Source organism: Butyrivibrio sp. WCE2006 (genome assembly GCF_000701985.1).
Classification (GTDB): domain Bacteria; phylum Bacillota; class Clostridia; order Lachnospirales; family Lachnospiraceae; genus Butyrivibrio.
In genome coordinates this window covers 1-16,272 of sequence record NZ_JNKH01000034.1, presented here as the reverse complement: position 1 = coordinate 16,272, position 16,272 = coordinate 1, and the positions used below count along the sequence as shown (strand labels likewise).

Below are 16,272 nucleotides of genomic sequence, written 5' to 3'. Positions count from 1 at the left end.
TATTATGGACGTTATAGGGAGGGACTTAATGAGTTCTATAACTTTTGTGATTGGAGCAACTGCTTCTGGAAAATCATTTTATATAAATGAAATGTTTTCGCAGGAAGACGTAGACATTTTAAATGCATATGATTATCAACAAAGAGCATATGATGAGGCAGGGTATGAAGACGCAATTCCAATTTCTGTGCAGAAAAAATGTGTTATGAAGGCTAATAGTATGCTTCTCGAAGATATTTTGAGAGACGTTAAGGCAGGCAAGATAGTTGTTGTAGAGCAGACCTTCTATAAGGCCAAGCGACGTATTGCATATATTGATGAAATCAGGAAGTGCGGTGATGTGACTATAGATGTCCATGTAATGTGCCCTGATGATGATCGGTGGAAGATGAATATCCAAAAGCGTGGATTAGATGATCGGTTTGAATATTATAAAGCTATTGAAGCAGAAATAGAGTTTCCAAACCCAAGTGAAGGCTTTGACAATATCTTTGCTGTAAAAAATGGCAAACCTGTCCTAAGAATGGATGATCCTAAGCCTGAAATAGTTGATATAGCAAGAAAAGAGCTACAGAAAGAAGCAGAGATGATTAAGGCTGAAGATGCTAGGAGAGAAGAAAAGGAAAAACTCATAGAGTCTATGAAAAGAAGACCTTTTTGGCATTATTGTGAGGTCTGTGGAAAAAAAGAATATATAACTGCTGAGCAGGCATATATGAGTGGATGGGATTATCCTCCTCACATTGGGATGTTTGGAGTGCTTAGTCCAAGAACATGTGGTAATTGCTCTGACATGGATACTCTATGGGCAAAGTTTATTGCAAAAGATGAATCGAATTGTTTTACTACATCAGAATTAAATGAGTCAGAACGGAAGACATTGCAAAGAATTAAGGGAGAACCTGAAAGCTTGCTGACAGAAGATGCGTGGGATTTATGAATATCAGTTAAAAGAATGTAGCTTATGAATTCGGGAATCGAAAACAATAATAGAAATAGTATTAAATATCGCCCTATTACATTTGATTCAGCTAAGAAAATGTTCACATACTTGCAGGATGTTGGGGATTTATATAGTCCTGATGAACGTATCTATGTATTTAACTATAGTGAATCTGGAGCGCTTGCGGTGTATAGGATTTGTGAGCTAAGAGCCAAAGAGCTTAGTAGGGACAGTGAGAAAGCTGATGAATACTGGGGTGCATTCCTCGGACCAGGAGGAAGTATCTATGACGTTCCTGGCGAACAATGTGGCGTTGATTATACAATGAAGTTCTGTGAGGACTGGTACAAATCAGAATGGTACGACACCAGAGATTATGCTGATTTAGTTTTATGAGAGAAGATGAGGCACTAGAAGGATGGAAACAGGAGAATATAGATGCAAACTGAGGACATCACATTTAAAATAACAGGCAGAGATGCGAAAAAACTAAATGAATTCCAAAAGCTTCATGATGGCTGTCTTGAGGGACTGGCTGGAGACAGGTTTTCCTATTCTTTTTCACCAACATCTCTTGGCATGGCAATAACAGTCAGCTGTTCTTGCGGGCAGAAACTATTTCTTGGTAACTTTATGGACCATGATGAGAAAGAGGTTGATATGAGTAAATACGGACCTCTTTCACAAACTGATATTGAGAACAAGAAGTTCGAAGAAGATGCGTTCAGAATTCTGCAGATGGAGAGTCCACGTATATGTATGATAGCATCTGCAAGAAAACAGACATTTACTATGATATATTTCTTTGCTGTGGGAGTTGCATGTAATGCTGACCCGAGAATCTCAAAGTCTATTCTCTATATCTACAGTTTGGATAAGTACCATCATCAGACGAATAACTACACAGGTTCTGAACGGGAGAACATAGAATTATTCTTCAGACACTTTAAGCAGAAGATTCGTGATGAGATTGAAAAATATGATTGTGACAATAAAGCTCTTTTAGAGAAATTGTATTCATGATACGAATTGACAGAATAAGAAGGTGAGAATAATGGGACGAGATGAAAATGTAGCAATATTCCAGGATACGGAAAAAATGTGCAAAGAGAACGGTCGATTAAGGGAGTCTATAAAACTGGCATCTGAGAATCAGAAGCTTATTCTGGAGGGCGATTCAACATCTGCATATGACAATGATAAATATGATGAGGCGGCTAAGATTATAGTCTCAAAGAAAAGAGCATTAGAAGCTGCAAGTGCATACAAAGGGATGAGAGTTGCTGTTCATAATTTTGCTTCAGCAACAAATCCGGGCGGTGGAGTAGTTAAGGGATCTACAGCCCAGGAAGAATGTCTGTGCAGATGCTCGACTTTGTACAGCATGCTTAATACCAAGGAGATGTGGAATGGATTTTATGCTCCCCACAGGAATGCAGCTGATCCAATTCACAATGATGACATTATATATACTCCGGGAGTTGTAGTGTTTAAAACAGACACAGCAGCTCCTGTTGCCATGCCAGAAACTCAGTGGTATGAGGTTGACGTTATTACCTGTGCTGCTCCTAATCTACGGGAAAATCCAAGTAATCCATATAATAAGAGCGATGGAACGAAAAAAGTGAAAATATCAGATAAAGATCTGCTTGAGCTTCATGAAAAGAGGCTAAGGAGAATATTGGATGTTGCCGTGGCTAATGCTGATGAAGTAGTTATATTGGGGGCATTTGGATGTGGAGCATTTCAGAATAAACCAGATATTGTTGCCAAAGCTGCATCAAATGTGATAGGCGACTTCCTACACCTGTTCAAAAATATAGAGTTCGCCGTATATTGCAGTCCAAGAGATAGCCGAAATTATGACGTGTTTAAGAGGTTATTAGCTAACAGATAGGAATAGGGATAATGAAATTTGGCGATTTAAGGCAAATGATAGATAGAACAGCAAGGATACAGATTTGTGATCACTTCTCTGGAGATTATATGGATTACAGATTTGTTGAGGATGTCCCACATGAAAATGATAGCAGGACGGTCTTTGGTATCGGGCTTGTGAGAAGCGAATACAGAGAAGAGGGAGTGTTAAGCTATGGGCGAAATTGCTATGCAATAGAGATAAGACTATTGGAACCAAAACAATTCTGAGTAGCAAGGTATTAGAATATGAGGCAAACCACTTATTTTTCAATATTTTCTCACATAATCGTATCTCACCATTATCTTACATTAAAAATATATAAAAATGCATTAAAACCTTTAAAAACCATTAAAAAACATTAAAATCCATTAAATATACAATAAAGTCATTAAAAGCCTTTAAAAAGTGATATAATACCATTAACAGGAGGTATCACTTTCATGAACAAATCAGCTGAAATTTTTAAGCCAGGGGCATTACCTGTGACTACTTATATTTCCAGAGAAGCTGCGCTAGGTTTTACTTATGAGGAGAGACTTGAGCAGGCGTTAAATATGTCTGGGTATATAACACTTATTTCCGGTCCATCCAAAATAGGAAAAACGGTACTGTGTGAAAGAGTTGTGGGAATCGACAACCTTGTAGAAGTATTGGGTTCAGACTTTTTGAATAAAGAAAATGTATGGAAGACAATCGGTGCAAAGGCAGGGATGCCTTTATCGGGAATGGTTACTACAGGAAATACTGATAATTCTATATCTGAGGAGTACATTGTAACACGAGAAAATGTTATAGCTTATTATCAGGAGCATGAACTTGTGCTGCTTATTGATGATTTTCATTACGCAAGCGAAGAAATACAGCGATTTTTATCGCAACAGCTGAAAGACGCTATCAGGAAAGGACTAAAGGTAATAATATCTTCGCTTCCTCACAGATGTGACGATGCAATCAGAACCAATCCTGATCTGCAGGGACGTATAAGTATAATCGATATTAAGCCCTGGTCTAAGGATGAATTGAGACAGATTCCAAGAAAAGGATTTGCGCAGCTTGGAATATATGTTGATGATAAGTATATTGAAAGCTTAGTCGGCGAGAGCCTTGCATCACCTCAATTGATGCAATTGTTATGCCTTAATCTGTGTGTGCTTATAAAGGCAGATTCTGGTAATGCAGTTGATGTTAGCGAAGAGATTATAAAAAAAGCTTATAAGTTTTCAACTCTGAACCTGGACTTTAAAAACGTCACTGCTGTTATCAGTAATGGAAAGACAAAACGTGGTAGAGAACGAAAAAAATATTGTACAAGCAAGGGAGAGTTGGATTTATATTCGCTTATACTTGAAGCTATTGCTCAGGATCCGCCTATAGAGGAGATTGGATTCGATGACCTGTTGACGAGAATCAATAAAACAATTGTTGGAGATGATAAGGTTACACCTAAATCATTAAAAGAATATCTGGGCAACATACAGGAAGTCCTAAACGATAAAAACAGAACTTTTGAGGTTCTTGAGTGGAGAGATAACGTACTGTATGTTATAGAAGCATTATTCTTATTCTATTTACGTTGGGGGCGCAATGAACAGGGAACAGAGTATTGAGTTTATTCAGGCTATAGAAGACACTAAAGCGTTAGAAAGAGCAATTTTAGATATCATAGATGAATTGAAATCAGAGGGATCCAAAGAAATCGCAGATGGCTTAGAGCAGCTTATACCGATATCAAATAATAGATTTTCTGTAATTGGCCAGAAGGAACTATTACAGGAATCCAAAAGAAGAGCTATCAGCATACTTAAGAGTGAACCCCAATTTAATCACGTCAGCGAGAAAGAAGCATGTTGCATCGTTGAGAGAGTATTAGGAAAGGTGCAGCTTTATCTGCAGGATATGTTTAAGCGACAGCCACATACTAAATGCACTGACAGTATTTTGAGTATGCAAAAGTGTTTTGATATTGGTAATGAATATGATCTGCAACATATAGTATATGCTCTGCTAAGAGCAGTGTTTCCGCTTGCCAGAATAGAAGAGTATCAGGATGCAGGAGCGTGTGCTGTTAGAAAAGACATATGTATTGATGAGTTTGACATTGCGATAGAGTTAAAATGTACAAGAGATAGCCTTTCCGCTAAAAAGCTTTCAGAGGAAGTAGCATCTGACATTGTTCACTATGATAATAAAAACATTTTCTTTTTAATATATGATAAAGCCAGAATAATAGACAATATCGATGTATTTAGGGATACCTATGAGAAAACTGACATGAGTAAAAACGTGAAGGTGTTTGTGATGCTATAGAAACCGATAAACATTCCTCGGCATCTTTTTTTGGCCAAGGGAATTGCACAAATAGCCAGTATGGATGTTTTTAAATACAAAAAATAATAGTTAGCTGTCTGGCTGAGATGGATGAAATATAGTCGTAATACTGAGCATCAGCTCATGAGTGCGCTGCACTTGTGGCTGGTGCTTTTTCTTTTGTCCTTTTGTTCGAAATTCTCGAACCTAAAGTTCTATTTCTAAGAGAACGTATTATTCCGTCACGTTCCGTAGAATTACATATTAGAAATGAGCAGAGTGTTGGTTATTCCAGATGTGCATTTAAAGCCCTGGATTTTTGATAAAGCAGATAAAGTAACTAGGGATTCTTTTGATGACATTGTAATTCTTGGAGACCTTGTAGACGATTGGAACAGGGGAAATGACCTCGATGTTTATAGGGAGACATTGGACAGGGCTGCAGAGTTTGGGAAAACTCATGACAAATCCCTATGGTGTTATGGAAATCATGATGTTTCATATCTTTGGGATGCTATGGAATCAGGTTATTCAATACAAGCAAGGGAAACGGTTATTGAAGGGATTACCAAGCTAGAGCGTGTGCTGGAGGATCGCTACAGATTCGTGCATAAGATTGAAAATACTCTTTTCAGTCATGCGGGACTTACTGAGACTTTTGTACTTCATGCATGTGGATATCATATCAAAGACATAGATGAGATTATCACAAAAATTAATCATATGAAAAAGGATCAGTTATGGAGAAACAGTTCGCCAATCTGGGCAAGACCTCAAAATGATTTTTACAGGATGTTCAGGGATGACGTTTTTTACCAGGTAGTTGGGCACACTCCAGTGGAGGAACCACTCAACCTGGGTGGAGTATTGTCTTTGGATCTTTTCTCGACATACTCTGACGGTAGTGCTTATGGTAATCAGAAACTATATATTGTAGATACTGAAGGAAGGTCTTATTCAGAAGCTGAGGAGCAGTGAAGAATTATGTTTTTTGAGGATGATGATAAACAATACAAACTGGTGGCACCGGACGTTGACAGTCTTATTCGTTATTTTGACAGCAGGGATTTGATCAATGCCAGAAAGTCAACGCCGGAATTGTTTGCTGCCATGAAACCAATATTTGAAATACTAAAGCCGCTGGCACCAATCAGGAAGAATAGTGATGTAAAGGCGCTGTGGATTAGGATTCCGCGAGGTACGATTGATGACTACGACAGCTTTGAAGATATGAAGCTTTATGGTGATGTAGAAACCTATGAGGAATATGAGCAGCGCTGGAATCATGATTATCCGGATGAGTATATCTGGTATGAACTTGTAGTTGCTTGGTGCCTCGATAGAAATGGTGAACTTAGTTATTATGGCATGGATCTGGGAAATGAGAGAATAATCGCTGCATCCATGGATGACGTAGTGTTTGAAGGAAGAGGATATTACGCTGAAGAGGCAGCAATAAAGCTTTGTGAACTTATAATACCGGCAGTAAAGGAGGCCATGTGCCTTCTTAAGGAAGGAAAATATAATGATCTTGTCGAAAAAGAGCTTCCATATGAATTCCGTACAGGCGTGGTAAAGCGTTCTGATATTTGGAACACTGATCCAGAAACTAAGGAATATGCTTATGATGGATTATCTGAAGAAGCTGTGAGTCGGTTTAGGGAAATGATCGGTTCCGGTGTAAATGATCTGGATAAAATCGGACGGATCAAAGATTTTACTGCAAATGATTTCTTCAAGGCATGCAAACTGGGATATGATGCAATAGGAAAAGACACCAGTAGATTCTCATTATCAGAGATGTATATGCGTTTTTCGGATGGAAGGGACGAAGGTCTGACGGGTAAGGGCCATGGTCTTAATGAGGGTCCGGGTATAGATTTTGAAGATCCTAAAGCCTGGGATGAGTGGTATTACAACAGAGAGCAGCAAGGTGGTCATCCCTGGGAAGTTGTCCCCGGTGGAAACAGCACACACATGGAGCTGTATGTCTGCAATGATACACGTGATCTTGAATGGGATTTACGAGGAGGCGAGATTACAGAGGAAGAGTATCAGGAAAAGATCAAGAAGGCAGGATATTACTTTTATATAGTCGGCGTTCACAGACAGTTTGAGTCAATAAGCTTTTATCTTGCGTTATCAGATGCAGGACTTCCGGTAATCATTGGAAGTGCTGAAGAAATGGTGGCAAGTTTTGATGGATCAGATTATGTAGGAGTTGTTCCTCATCATATGTATACCAGATACTGTTCAGATCTTTTCCCTGATGAATATGGTGATATCATAGATTTTACTCATGTTTATAAAGATGAGGATGCCTGGTTTGACAAGATCACATGGCTTCCTGAGGAACCTGCAGTATTGGTGCAGGACTGATATAAAAACATGGATGCAATTTATAGCAGGAAGTTTTCAGCGTAATACTCATTTGTAAGCTCTTTAATGAAGCCCTCAGGCGCTCTGACAACGGTACTTTCGCGTATGTTCCGGATGATGAGCGGATACTTGGGGGCTTTTGTATTAAATCCGAGAAGGGCATATTTGTTGCCGTCAAGACCAACGAAGATCCTCTTATACATACCTTTTCCAAGACCAAGGTGGGCATACTTCCACACATCGCGGTCAAATTCCCTCTGGGCGATATCATCCTTGTCATGACCGTTGTTTACGGTAAGCTTGCTGGTGAAGTCATTCTCGGAATATGAGATGCTGCCAAGAGAGATGGTCACACCATATTTCTCTTCAAGACTTGCAACAGCTTCCTTAAAATCTCTTCGGAATTCAGTTAGGGTATTCTTGTTTATTTCCATTGTTATCTCCAATTAAAAATCAAAATAATCTCTGATAGCAAAGCCAACACCGTTATGGTCGCTGTCTTTTGTAATATAGTTTGCAAGCTTCTTTATATCACTGCGTGCATTCATCATGACGATAGAAATTCCTGCGGTGGTTAACATATCGCGATCATTGTCGGCATCTCCGATAGCCATTGTTTCTTCTATGGAGATATCAAGGAGAGAAGACAGAGTCTTAAGGGCGGTACCTTTTGATACTCCCTCAGCATTCATTTCAAGGCTTGCTTCTTCTGCAAGTGCAAATGTAAGGGGGAGGTCTTTTAATTCCTCATAACCGTGGTGACGGTCTTCCTGATTCCGGAAGTATATGTTTATCTTGGTGATGGAATTGTGCTTTCGACTTTCAGCAGCCATGTCATCAACTTGTCTGGTTACTTTAAGGTACATTGGCTGGTAAACTCCCATATGGAAATCGTCCATGTGGTTGATATCAGCTGAAGATACAATGGATTCATTTTCTGTGAGGAAAGTGAGCATTCCGTCGTATTTATCTGCGACTTCAATTATTCTTTCAAAGCAGGAAGAAGGTACTTCTTTTCTGTAAATGACCTTCATGTCCATGCAGTCATATATTATTGCGCCACTGTAGCAGATGGCATAGCGGATCATGGGAGTTATCTCAAAGTACTCCTTCATTTCAACAAGTGCTCTGCCGGTTGCGTAGGATAGGTGTACTCCTTTATCAGCTACCAATGAAAGATCATCAAGCGTCTCAGGTAGAATTTTTTTATCCGATGTAAGAAGGGTGCCATCCATATCCATTGCAATCAGGCTGTAGGGTAGGAAGCCTTCTTTGTTGTTAGCTTTATTTGAAATAGGCATAATAACGTCCTCTTGTATATCTGTGTTCATCCTTGCAAATTATACATGATTTTGAAGAAATGCCAAGGTGCGGCATATAATTTCAGACTGACTACTTGAATTCCATAACTGTCTTATGAAAGTCTATTTCTGTCATAATTGGTACATCAACTGTCTATTTAGATTCCATTAAATCCTGAAATCTTGATAAATACTCCCTTATTCTTTTTTAGTCATCCTTAGTAACAACGAGCCAATCAAAAAATACATGATAATAATTATAAAAATCCAATGAAATTGATATGGGGATATTGCTGGGTGATGTATAACATAATTACAGAGAGGGCACACAATGAATAGATAGAAAAAACGATGAATATTGTGTTTTAAAAACCCGGGAAATAATATTATAAGCTCAGAAAGAAAAAAGCAACAGCCAACTGGCTAACATATACCATAACCAAGAAAGGGGTAAAATACTATGAGATTTAACGATGTTCAGGATACAAGAAAAGCAGAAGTTAAGAGAGAGCAGAGAAACGAAGCATTCCATAAAATGTATGATGAATGCCTTGAGAAGCTTTCAGCATTCTATAACAGAGAGAAGATGACAGTAGCTTTTGGAGCAACATTTACACTCTGATTCTTCAAAGGATAGATTAAGTTGAAATGAAACCAAATAGGATTATATCCCCGGAGATGTTGACTAATTTTGGGTCAATGCTCCGGGGATTTTTACGTTATAATATTGATACATTATGATGAAGTGAGGGGGATAGTTTTTTGGAAGAGATTTTTGATGTAACAGATGATAATGGCTTTCCTGTGGGCAGGACAGTTACAAGGTCAGAGGCTCATGATAAGGGAATACCGCACAGGACTGCACATATATGGATAGTGCGAAAGGCTGGTGATTCATATCAGGTGCTGCTGCAGAAGAGAAGTGCTAATAAGGAATCGTTTCCTTCAATGTATGACACTTCTTCAGCTGGGCACATCCAGGCTGGTGATGATCCGCTGGAATCAGCTCAGCGAGAATTGTTCGAGGAGCTTGGAATAAAAGCCTATGAGGGAGATTTTACTTTCGCGGGTAAGTTCCATATAAAATATGAGATGGAGTTCCATGGCAAGATGTTCAAGGACAACGAGGTTGCTTGTAGGCTTGGTGACAATATTTGTCGTATCGATAATGGCAGCTGCATTTTGTGACCTGAAATTTGATAATAAGGCTACATCAATATTAGTTTATCTGATATATGGGGTAGCTGTTCTGATAATAACTACAATTATAAATGTTGTCTGGGCTATGGGACTTCTGAAAAAGATAGAGTCACTGAATCCGCTTTTGGAGAAGGATCCGGACATGTACATGGCAGAGCTCACGGATATGATTGGAAATCCCAAATCGGCAATCCTTAAGCAGATACTGCATCTGAACAGGGGAAGAGCCTATGTCTGCAAGCAGGAATATCAGGCTGCTCTTTCGGAGTTTGAAAATATGGGTGACAAGATTGTCCTTGATCCGAGAAGGAAGATCATGTACAGGATTATGCTTGCACTGTGTTATCTGAACCTTGATAGAAAGCAGGAAGCTTTGTCTATAATAGAGGAACAGCAGGGAGTCCTGACAGAGTTAAGAGAAAAAGGGGATTCGCTTGCGACGTCTCTTCTGTCGGTGCTTGAGGAGGAAAAGGGGCAGGAAGAAGATGAGTAAAAATACGGTGATCGTAAGCCTTATGTGATTAATATATAAAAGCTGCATTTCTGCAGCTGAGTTTTTGAGGGTTAGCTGCCAGATTGTCATGTTTCTGGCAGCTTGTGTTTTATGAAGAAAAGTGTTCTTATGAGGGGTTACAAGAGGTTTTGTGTTCCTCTTGATGTTCTTATGATAACTAATCTTACTTAAGCCAAACTAAAATTCTGTGTGGAAAGTGTGAAGATTCGGTGAAAACGTGATCTGCCTAAAATGGGTGCTTGTGGTGCCGGAATGCGAGTATAATATTTCATAAGATAAGATGCGATGAGATGGGAACGGACATATGAGTAAACACAAAATGGTAAATGGCAAACTCCTTCAGATGAACAAGGGCTATGGCCAGCTTAAGAATAAACAGAAATCAAAGATAGCGGAGTGGATGTACCAGGCATACAAGAAGCAGGTAAATGAAGGTATTAGCGATGAAGAAGCTATTTCGCTTGTTTTGGATAAGATAAATGAGGCACAGATATGGGTACCTGATTATGAGGTGGAGAAAAAGTACAACGGGAGTAAGAATAAATTCAAAAGAAGGCTTGCCAGTGAAAACATACCACAGCATATATATCAGATGGAAGCACTCCTGGATAAAGCGACGGCAAGGCTTGATGTTTTGGAAGCAAAAATAGAAGAGTATAAAGAATTCCAGTCCGATATCAAAAGACTTGAGGAATACTATACAAGTCAGCAGTGGAAGGACGATTTCGCCATGGATGAGAAAGGGACTTTTCCTAAGAGACTGAAGCGTGGTGTTTTGTCAGAGGACGGAATCTATAACCTGTTGGAACGCAATAAGGAAATGATGGACTGGATAAATACAGGGAGTGAGGATTGAAGACATGTGGCTGTTATTTGCAATTCTTTCAGCAGTGTTTGCTGCGTTGACATCTATCCTGGCAAAGGTGGGTATAGATGGAGTTAATTCGAATCTTGCCACAGCAATAAGGACATGCGTTGTGGTGGTAATGGCCTGGGGTATGGTTTTTGTCACCAATGCTCAGGGTGGTATCAATACCATAAGCAGAAAGAGCTGGATATTTCTTATCCTTTCGGGACTGGCTACAGGAGCATCATGGCTATGTTATTACAAGGCTTTGCAGATGGGAGAGGCATCTAAGGTGGTTCCGATAGACAAACTCAGTGTTGTCATTACACTTGTACTGGCGTTTGTTTTTCTGCATGAGGAGTTTACAACGAAATCTCTTATAGGATGTGTGCTTATTGGTGCAGGCACTCTGATTATGGTGATGTAACGGAGGCATGATGAAGAAAGTTAGGATCACAGTAAAAAAGATTACTCAGTATTCTGATCTGATGGAAAAGTATGAAAATCCGATAGAGCATGCGTGTAGCATGAAGCTTGAACAGAGCTTCATATGCAATGGATGGGAAAGACCGGAGGGCTTCTGTGAGAGTGCATGGGAAACCGTGTCGCCTTTTGTAATGACACTGGCTCATGGTGGTGAGAATTTCTATGACGGATGGATGAAGAACCCAAAGTCAGCAATGATTTCCTGTAACGATGGATTCAGACCGGTAAGTTTTCTGTTGGAAACAATGGATGAGGATATGATCATGTGACGTGCCGCAAAGATGAGGTCTTTAGAAAAGAACTCGAGGGCAATAGAGAAAAAGAGGATAGTTATGAAAAAGCTGACACTAGAATTGTGGCAGCTTTTTCTCTTAATACTATACTAGAGATGGCGACACATCTTCTTTCCGTATTTGATATATTCAATTTTTGTTGTATCCAAATTCACGAGTCATGAATCTATCTTTGAATCTGGACTCCGCTTCAATTATCTCTCTATCTGAAATGGATTTTGGAAATATCTGTAATATGATATACTTAAACTTCTCGAAGTACTCCGCACCATTTTTTTCGTACAGCTCTTTAAGCATGACATTATTTCCATGATACGTGTTTGCGTATATACTCCACCTGCTCCACAAGCTATTAGTGCTTTCATAGGCACTTCCAACATACTGTCTACCTGTATTTCCATCAATGATCATATATACAGCCTTAACACAAGAAAGATGCTCATAATAATCCACATATTCATTATCAACAATCTCTTTCAATTGTGGGAATGTAAGCTCTACGCTGTCATAGTCTCTAAACTGATCAACAGACCGCATTCCTTCTGGTGGAAGAATAGCTTCGACATCAAAATCCGGCGCACCTTTACTGCTATTATAAAATGTAAATCTGTGTTTACACCTTAATATGAGTCTGTCTCTATACTGATCTATGTTTAGAGAAACTTTTTCCCAGCGATAATAATCAGCATCTACTTTTTCTGTAAGCCTTACCGCAAATTTATATCTTGATCTATAAGCATCAATACCATGGATAATAATGTAAATCCTATTAACCTCAGCACCCCGGGTGACGTGCAAGAGCTCTCTATCCACATATCCATGGAGGATTTACCATGAATAATACAGAAATGATACCGAATGATAATCAGAGCCAATACCCGGAGAAGGATCGTCTACGCGATGCAGAAAGAGTATTAAACTATTTGGAAGATCATCCGGGAACAGGATTTATCTTGTGAGGAACATTTACAGCAGGGGGAATAGGCGCAATGATTTACTATGGGAGTAAGCTTATTACAAAGTCATAATCAGAATAGAGTTAGTATTAAGACCGGTTATATAATCGGTCTTAATTTTTGCGTTGACAACTTTGGCCAGACTTATTACCATATAATCATGAAGCAAGTTTGGCCAAAGTTGTGATTGAGGGGGAACATTATGACTATATTTGAATTAAAAGCAATAATGGAAACAAAGGAAGAGCATTACCCAATATCGGATGAGTATAATGCTACACATGGGCAAAAGCACAATGTACATTGGTCCTCACAAAAAGAGCACTTACTTACATGGCTTGATGCACAGGCTACTAATGGGAAAGGGGGATTCACAAGAAAGAAGCCTAACTATGATGCAAAAATCATGTATGCAAATCTTTCATGCCCTGAGTGTTTATTATGGATTGCAGAAGCGGCGGGGCTGTCAAAGGATATAATTTTATCTGCTGCAAAGAATGCAAAAACAAATGATGGAGCTGTCACAAGGGCTGCGATCATTAGACATGACATCCCTTGGAATTGTATAGAAGCAGCGTTATTGGCTTAAGGAGGTAAAGAAAATGCCTGTTGTAAGGTTTTCAGTCACGGATGAGGAACTAAAAGAATTAGAAAGAAAAGCAAAAGAAGAGGGAACAACTGTTAAGCTTTATTCAAAAAATAAGTCCCTGGGAGTAGAATCCAGCATTTTTACTCCAAAAGAAGCGTTGAGACGTGCGCTAATTAAATACACTAAGGATGATGAACCCTTCTGTTTGCCTTCTCTTTACACAGATGAGGAGTGGCTAGAAATGTCAAAATCGATAGGAACTGCTGGTCAATTTGGAAAAGCATTTTTTGTGTATGTAAAAGATGTAGATCCGGGTAAAGTGGAATATGTCGATGGTGGCAGCAGAGGAAAAAGGGCACGATATAAGGTGCTATAACAATTAAGAGGACATAACATGCCAAAAAGAGATGACAGTAATGGAAGGAAATAATAATGGGTAAGAAAAAGGTGGAACATGTTGTTTTTGACGGCATGCGGGAGATAAAAAAGAAATATAATATCAGTGAATACAACAAAAAATCTCATACTGATAAAAGGAAACAGACAGTGATAATACATACTAACCTGCCCAAATAACATTTGGACAGATTATGAGTTTCTATTTCACCACTTCTCCCATGCTACCTTGATTGGGGCAGGATTATAATATATCTTGTTAGGAGAACTTAAAAGAGGAGACTTGAAAATATGACACCTAAAATCTGGTTATTCATCGTATTGATCGGAGTACTTGCACCGGTTTATCTTTTGTTTGGAGTAGCAACTTCCAAAAACGTTAAGGAGATGTCAGAAAAGAATAAAGAAGAGATTGAAAAGAACAGAGCCAAGCACAGATATATGATACTTGGTCAAAGTTGGGGAATGGGCATAGGAGTTGCAGTTGGATGTATAGCAAGTTATCTCATATTTGGCAAAGTATCGACAGGTATGTGCCTTGGAATAGGACTTGGAATGTTTGCAGGTATGATGATCGGAGCAATGATCGATAGGAAAAAGGCATCGGAACAGAATTCAGATGCACTCAATTGATGATAATGCCATGAGGCAGGATGCAGTTTTATTTGAATTGTTCCCTGCCTTTTTCATGGGCATAATTATCCATGGAAATACCAGGAGAATATTGAAAAAGGGAATATCAGACCATGATAATGTTGGGGACAATAATAAACAGTGCTGCTATAATCGTTGCTGGCTTCTTTGGGAATATAACCGGGAAGCTATTTAAAGAAGATCAGCAGGATGCGCTTTGCAAGGTATGTGGTATAAGTACACTTTTCATAGCAATTTCAGGTGCTATGGAGGGTATGATGAAAGTTGAGAACAATGCACTCGTGGGTGGCAGATCCATGCTTGTGGTTCTAAGTCTTGCTATTGGAACGGTTATAGGAGAACTGATCGGAATAGAAAGAGCTTTTGAGCGTTTTGGAGAATGGCTTAAGATAAAAAGTGGTAATGGCAAGGATTCGGAATTTGTAAATGCGTTTGTGACTGCATCGCTTACGGTATGTATAGGAGCGATGGCTATTGTAGGTTCAATACAGGATGGAATCAACGGAGACTATTCGACACTTGCTGTAAAAGCTGTCTTAGATTTTATAATTGTTGCAATCATGACAGCTTCTATGGGAAAAGGCTGTGTCTTTTCAGTAATACCGGTATTTTTGCTTGAGGGATCAATAACGCTGCTTGCCAGACTGGTATCACCTATTATGACTGATATGGCTGTTTCGTATCTGTCACTTATCGGAAGCATACTGATCTTCTGCGTTGGTGTTAACCTTGTTTGGGGCAAGAAAGTGCGAGTGGCTAATATGCTGCCTGCCTTAGTGATAGCGGTTATTGCAGCATACATACCGGCTATGTAAAGCTAGGGAAAATGAAATCAGCCGATGGACCTGAAAAAATGTTTGGAGAACTGTGATGAGGATTATTCTTTCACCTGCAAAGAAAATGAATGTGGATACGGATAAACTTGAGTGTCAGGGACTTCCGGTATTTATTGACCAGACGGAGGAAATACTTGAGTGGCTCTGCAATAAGTCACATTCTGAATTACAAGAACTGTGGGGATGTAATGATAAGATTACTGAGCAGAATTATAAACGTATTAAAGAGATGGATCTTCGTAACAGGCTGACACCGGCTATACTTTCATATGAAGGAATCGCGTTTCAATATATGGCACCTGCGGTGTTTGAAGACAGAAGCTTTGATTATGTGCAGGAGCATCTTCGAATTCTTTCAGGTTTTTATGGTGTGCTGAAACCGATGGACGGAGTTACGCCATACAGGCTTGAGATGCAGGCTAAGGCAGCAATTCATGGACATAAGGATTTATATGATCTGTGGGGATCCAGGCTCTATGATGAAGTAAGTGATGGTACCAGTGTTATAATAAATCTTGCATCGAAGGAGTATTCAAAGTGCATTGAAAAATACCTGAAACCGGATGACTGTTACATCACCATCACATTTGGCGAGATGGTAAATGGGAAGCTTGTGACAAAGGGGACATATGCCAAGATGGCCAGGGGAG

25 protein-coding genes are annotated in these 16,272 nt (G+C 39.2%); 22 read left to right on the top strand and 3 right to left on the bottom strand.

Going from position 1 to position 16,272, the window contains the following annotated elements; all coding sequences use genetic code 11:
• The first annotated feature begins 4 nt into the window (after positions 1–4).
• The 9 genes from T501_RS20955 (at position 5) to T501_RS15395 (ending at position 7,550) form a co-directional block, all read left to right on the top strand.
• Positions 5–940 (top strand): AAA family ATPase, encoded by a 936-nt coding sequence (locus tag T501_RS20955; RefSeq protein ID WP_081843201.1) that lies wholly within the window; start codon positions 5–7, stop codon positions 938–940.
• A 24-nt stretch (positions 941–964) separates the two neighbouring features.
• A complete protein-coding gene (locus T501_RS15430) occupies positions 965–1,339 on the top strand; it encodes a hypothetical protein (protein WP_026509205.1) in 375 nt (124 codons plus the stop codon).
• 42 nt (positions 1,340–1,381) lie between these two features.
• Complete coding sequence (locus tag T501_RS15425; protein ID WP_044915877.1) at positions 1,382–1,966, top strand: hypothetical protein; 585 nt, start codon at positions 1,382–1,384, stop codon at positions 1,964–1,966.
• Between the two features lie 31 nt (positions 1,967–1,997).
• Positions 1,998–2,840, top strand: coding sequence for a TIGR02452 family protein (locus T501_RS15420; protein WP_044915875.1), 843 nt, complete (start codon positions 1,998–2,000; stop codon positions 2,838–2,840).
• Between the two features lie 11 nt (positions 2,841–2,851).
• Positions 2,852–3,091: a hypothetical protein gene (locus tag T501_RS15415; RefSeq protein WP_026509208.1), complete on the top strand. Its 240-nt coding sequence runs from the start codon at positions 2,852–2,854 to the stop codon at positions 3,089–3,091.
• 213 nt (positions 3,092–3,304) lie between these two features.
• Positions 3,305–4,471: a P-loop NTPase family protein gene (locus tag T501_RS15410; protein WP_026509209.1), complete on the top strand. Its 1,167-nt coding sequence runs from the start codon at positions 3,305–3,307 to the stop codon at positions 4,469–4,471.
• Positions 4,449–5,171: a PD-(D/E)XK nuclease domain-containing protein gene (locus tag T501_RS15405; protein WP_026509210.1), complete on the top strand. Its 723-nt coding sequence runs from the start codon at positions 4,449–4,451 to the stop codon at positions 5,169–5,171. The genes T501_RS15410 and T501_RS15405 overlap by 23 nt, the downstream gene beginning before the upstream one ends.
• 270 nt (positions 5,172–5,441) lie before the next feature.
• On the top strand, positions 5,442–6,149 hold the full coding sequence (locus T501_RS15400) for a metallophosphoesterase family protein (protein WP_044915872.1): 708 nt from the start codon (positions 5,442–5,444) through the stop codon (positions 6,147–6,149).
• A 6-nt stretch (positions 6,150–6,155) separates the two neighbouring features.
• A complete protein-coding gene (locus T501_RS15395) occupies positions 6,156–7,550 on the top strand; it encodes a hypothetical protein (protein ID WP_044915870.1) in 1,395 nt (464 codons plus the stop codon).
• Between the two features lie 20 nt (positions 7,551–7,570).
• Here the strand turns inward: T501_RS15395 and T501_RS15390 are convergent, their stop codons facing one another.
• Entirely contained in the window at positions 7,571–7,984 is a 414-nt protein-coding gene (locus tag T501_RS15390) for a hypothetical protein (RefSeq protein WP_026509213.1), read from the bottom strand.
• Positions 7,985–7,996: 12 nt separating this feature from the next.
• Positions 7,997–8,851, bottom strand: a complete 855-nt coding sequence (locus T501_RS15385) for a Cof-type HAD-IIB family hydrolase (RefSeq protein ID WP_044915867.1) — start codon at positions 8,849–8,851, stop codon at positions 7,997–7,999.
• A 460-nt stretch (positions 8,852–9,311) separates the two neighbouring features.
• On the opposite strand from T501_RS15385, the gene T501_RS21485 reads away from it, so the two are divergent.
• The 6 genes from T501_RS21485 to T501_RS15355 all read left to right on the top strand — a co-directional run bounded on the left by T501_RS21485 (position 9,312) and on the right by T501_RS15355 (position 12,167).
• Positions 9,312–9,473: a hypothetical protein gene (locus T501_RS21485; RefSeq protein WP_155831392.1), complete on the top strand. Its 162-nt coding sequence runs from the start codon at positions 9,312–9,314 to the stop codon at positions 9,471–9,473.
• A gap of 140 nt (positions 9,474–9,613) precedes the next feature.
• Positions 9,614–10,039: an NUDIX hydrolase gene (locus T501_RS15380; RefSeq protein ID WP_049945634.1), complete on the top strand. Its 426-nt coding sequence runs from the start codon at positions 9,614–9,616 to the stop codon at positions 10,037–10,039.
• On the top strand, positions 10,020–10,544 hold the full coding sequence (locus tag T501_RS15375) for a tetratricopeptide repeat protein (RefSeq protein ID WP_026509215.1): 525 nt from the start codon (positions 10,020–10,022) through the stop codon (positions 10,542–10,544). Before T501_RS15380 ends, T501_RS15375 begins: the two co-directional genes overlap by 20 nt.
• A 325-nt stretch (positions 10,545–10,869) precedes the next feature.
• The gene (locus T501_RS22215) at positions 10,870–11,421 is read left to right on the top strand and encodes a DUF4298 domain-containing protein (protein WP_242832933.1); all 552 of its coding nucleotides are present in this window, start codon (positions 10,870–10,872) and stop codon (positions 11,419–11,421) included.
• Between the two features lie 4 nt (positions 11,422–11,425).
• Positions 11,426–11,839, top strand: coding sequence for an EamA family transporter (locus T501_RS15360; RefSeq protein WP_026509216.1), 414 nt, complete (start codon positions 11,426–11,428; stop codon positions 11,837–11,839).
• A 7-nt stretch (positions 11,840–11,846) separates the two neighbouring features.
• On the top strand, positions 11,847–12,167 hold the full coding sequence (locus tag T501_RS15355) for a TIGR04076 family protein (protein WP_330363539.1): 321 nt from the start codon (positions 11,847–11,849) through the stop codon (positions 12,165–12,167).
• Positions 12,168–12,320: 153 nt separating this feature from the next.
• Here the strand turns inward: T501_RS15355 and T501_RS15350 are convergent, their stop codons facing one another.
• Positions 12,321–12,989, bottom strand: coding sequence for a GIY-YIG nuclease family protein (locus T501_RS15350; protein ID WP_050008349.1), 669 nt, complete (start codon positions 12,987–12,989; stop codon positions 12,321–12,323).
• Positions 12,990–13,024: 35 nt separating this feature from the next.
• Here T501_RS15350 and T501_RS22405 point away from each other — a divergent pair, with 35 nt between their 5' ends.
• From T501_RS22405 to yaaA, 7 genes are all read left to right on the top strand, one after another.
• Positions 13,025–13,150 carry a hypothetical protein gene (locus tag T501_RS22405; protein WP_255347444.1) on the top strand — a complete coding sequence of 42 codons (126 nt, stop codon included), beginning with the start codon at positions 13,025–13,027 and terminating at the stop codon, positions 13,148–13,150.
• Positions 13,151–13,349: 199 nt separating this feature from the next.
• Positions 13,350–13,736 (top strand): hypothetical protein, encoded by a 387-nt coding sequence (locus T501_RS15345; protein WP_044915864.1) that lies wholly within the window; start codon positions 13,350–13,352, stop codon positions 13,734–13,736.
• Positions 13,737–13,749: 13 nt separating this feature from the next.
• Positions 13,750–14,112 carry a DUF1413 domain-containing protein gene (locus T501_RS15340; RefSeq protein ID WP_026509220.1) on the top strand — a complete coding sequence of 121 codons (363 nt, stop codon included), beginning with the start codon at positions 13,750–13,752 and terminating at the stop codon, positions 14,110–14,112.
• Between the two features lie 56 nt (positions 14,113–14,168).
• The gene (locus T501_RS21480; protein WP_155831394.1) at positions 14,169–14,312 is read left to right on the top strand and encodes a hypothetical protein; all 144 of its coding nucleotides are present in this window, start codon (positions 14,169–14,171) and stop codon (positions 14,310–14,312) included.
• A gap of 111 nt (positions 14,313–14,423) precedes the next feature.
• Complete coding sequence (locus tag T501_RS15335; RefSeq protein WP_044915862.1) at positions 14,424–14,765, top strand: hypothetical protein; 342 nt, start codon at positions 14,424–14,426, stop codon at positions 14,763–14,765.
• Between the two features lie 119 nt (positions 14,766–14,884).
• On the top strand, positions 14,885–15,601 hold the full coding sequence (locus tag T501_RS15330) for a DUF554 domain-containing protein (protein ID WP_442856378.1): 717 nt from the start codon (positions 14,885–14,887) through the stop codon (positions 15,599–15,601).
• A 55-nt stretch (positions 15,602–15,656) separates the two neighbouring features.
• Positions 15,657–16,272: peroxide stress protein YaaA (gene yaaA / locus T501_RS15325; RefSeq protein ID WP_044915859.1), on the top strand; the 616-nt coding region annotated here is incomplete at its 3' end.

Coding starts and splice junctions, on each gene's coding strand:
- T501_RS20955 (WP_081843201.1), top strand. CDS start 5: ATGGACGTTATAGGGAGGGACTTAATGAGTTCTATAACTTTTGTGATT.
- T501_RS15430 (WP_026509205.1), top strand. CDS start 965: ATGAATTCGGGAATCGAAAACAATAATAGAAATAGTATTAAATATCGC.
- T501_RS15425 (WP_044915877.1), top strand. CDS start 1,382: ATGCAAACTGAGGACATCACATTTAAAATAACAGGCAGAGATGCGAAA.
- T501_RS15420 (WP_044915875.1), top strand. CDS start 1,998: ATGGGACGAGATGAAAATGTAGCAATATTCCAGGATACGGAAAAAATG.
- T501_RS15415 (WP_026509208.1), top strand. CDS start 2,852: ATGAAATTTGGCGATTTAAGGCAAATGATAGATAGAACAGCAAGGATA.
- T501_RS15410 (WP_026509209.1), top strand. CDS start 3,305: ATGAACAAATCAGCTGAAATTTTTAAGCCAGGGGCATTACCTGTGACT.
- T501_RS15405 (WP_026509210.1), top strand. CDS start 4,449: ATGAACAGGGAACAGAGTATTGAGTTTATTCAGGCTATAGAAGACACT.
- T501_RS15400 (WP_044915872.1), top strand. CDS start 5,442: ATGAGCAGAGTGTTGGTTATTCCAGATGTGCATTTAAAGCCCTGGATT.
- T501_RS15395 (WP_044915870.1), top strand. CDS start 6,156: ATGTTTTTTGAGGATGATGATAAACAATACAAACTGGTGGCACCGGAC.
- T501_RS15390 (WP_026509213.1), bottom strand. CDS start 7,984: ATGGAAATAAACAAGAATACCCTAACTGAATTCCGAAGAGATTTTAAG.
- T501_RS15385 (WP_044915867.1), bottom strand. CDS start 8,851: ATGCCTATTTCAAATAAAGCTAACAACAAAGAAGGCTTCCTACCCTAC.
- T501_RS21485 (WP_155831392.1), top strand. CDS start 9,312: ATGAGATTTAACGATGTTCAGGATACAAGAAAAGCAGAAGTTAAGAGA.
- T501_RS15375 (WP_026509215.1), top strand. CDS start 10,020: ATGGCAGCTGCATTTTGTGACCTGAAATTTGATAATAAGGCTACATCA.
- T501_RS22215 (WP_242832933.1), top strand. CDS start 10,870: ATGAGTAAACACAAAATGGTAAATGGCAAACTCCTTCAGATGAACAAG.
- T501_RS15360 (WP_026509216.1), top strand. CDS start 11,426: ATGTGGCTGTTATTTGCAATTCTTTCAGCAGTGTTTGCTGCGTTGACA.
- T501_RS15355 (WP_330363539.1), top strand. CDS start 11,847: ATGATGAAGAAAGTTAGGATCACAGTAAAAAAGATTACTCAGTATTCT.
- T501_RS22405 (WP_255347444.1), top strand. CDS start 13,025: ATGAATAATACAGAAATGATACCGAATGATAATCAGAGCCAATACCCG.
- T501_RS15345 (WP_044915864.1), top strand. CDS start 13,350: ATGACTATATTTGAATTAAAAGCAATAATGGAAACAAAGGAAGAGCAT.
- T501_RS15340 (WP_026509220.1), top strand. CDS start 13,750: ATGCCTGTTGTAAGGTTTTCAGTCACGGATGAGGAACTAAAAGAATTA.
- T501_RS21480 (WP_155831394.1), top strand. CDS start 14,169: ATGGGTAAGAAAAAGGTGGAACATGTTGTTTTTGACGGCATGCGGGAG.
- T501_RS15335 (WP_044915862.1), top strand. CDS start 14,424: ATGACACCTAAAATCTGGTTATTCATCGTATTGATCGGAGTACTTGCA.
- T501_RS15330 (WP_442856378.1), top strand. CDS start 14,885: ATGTTGGGGACAATAATAAACAGTGCTGCTATAATCGTTGCTGGCTTC.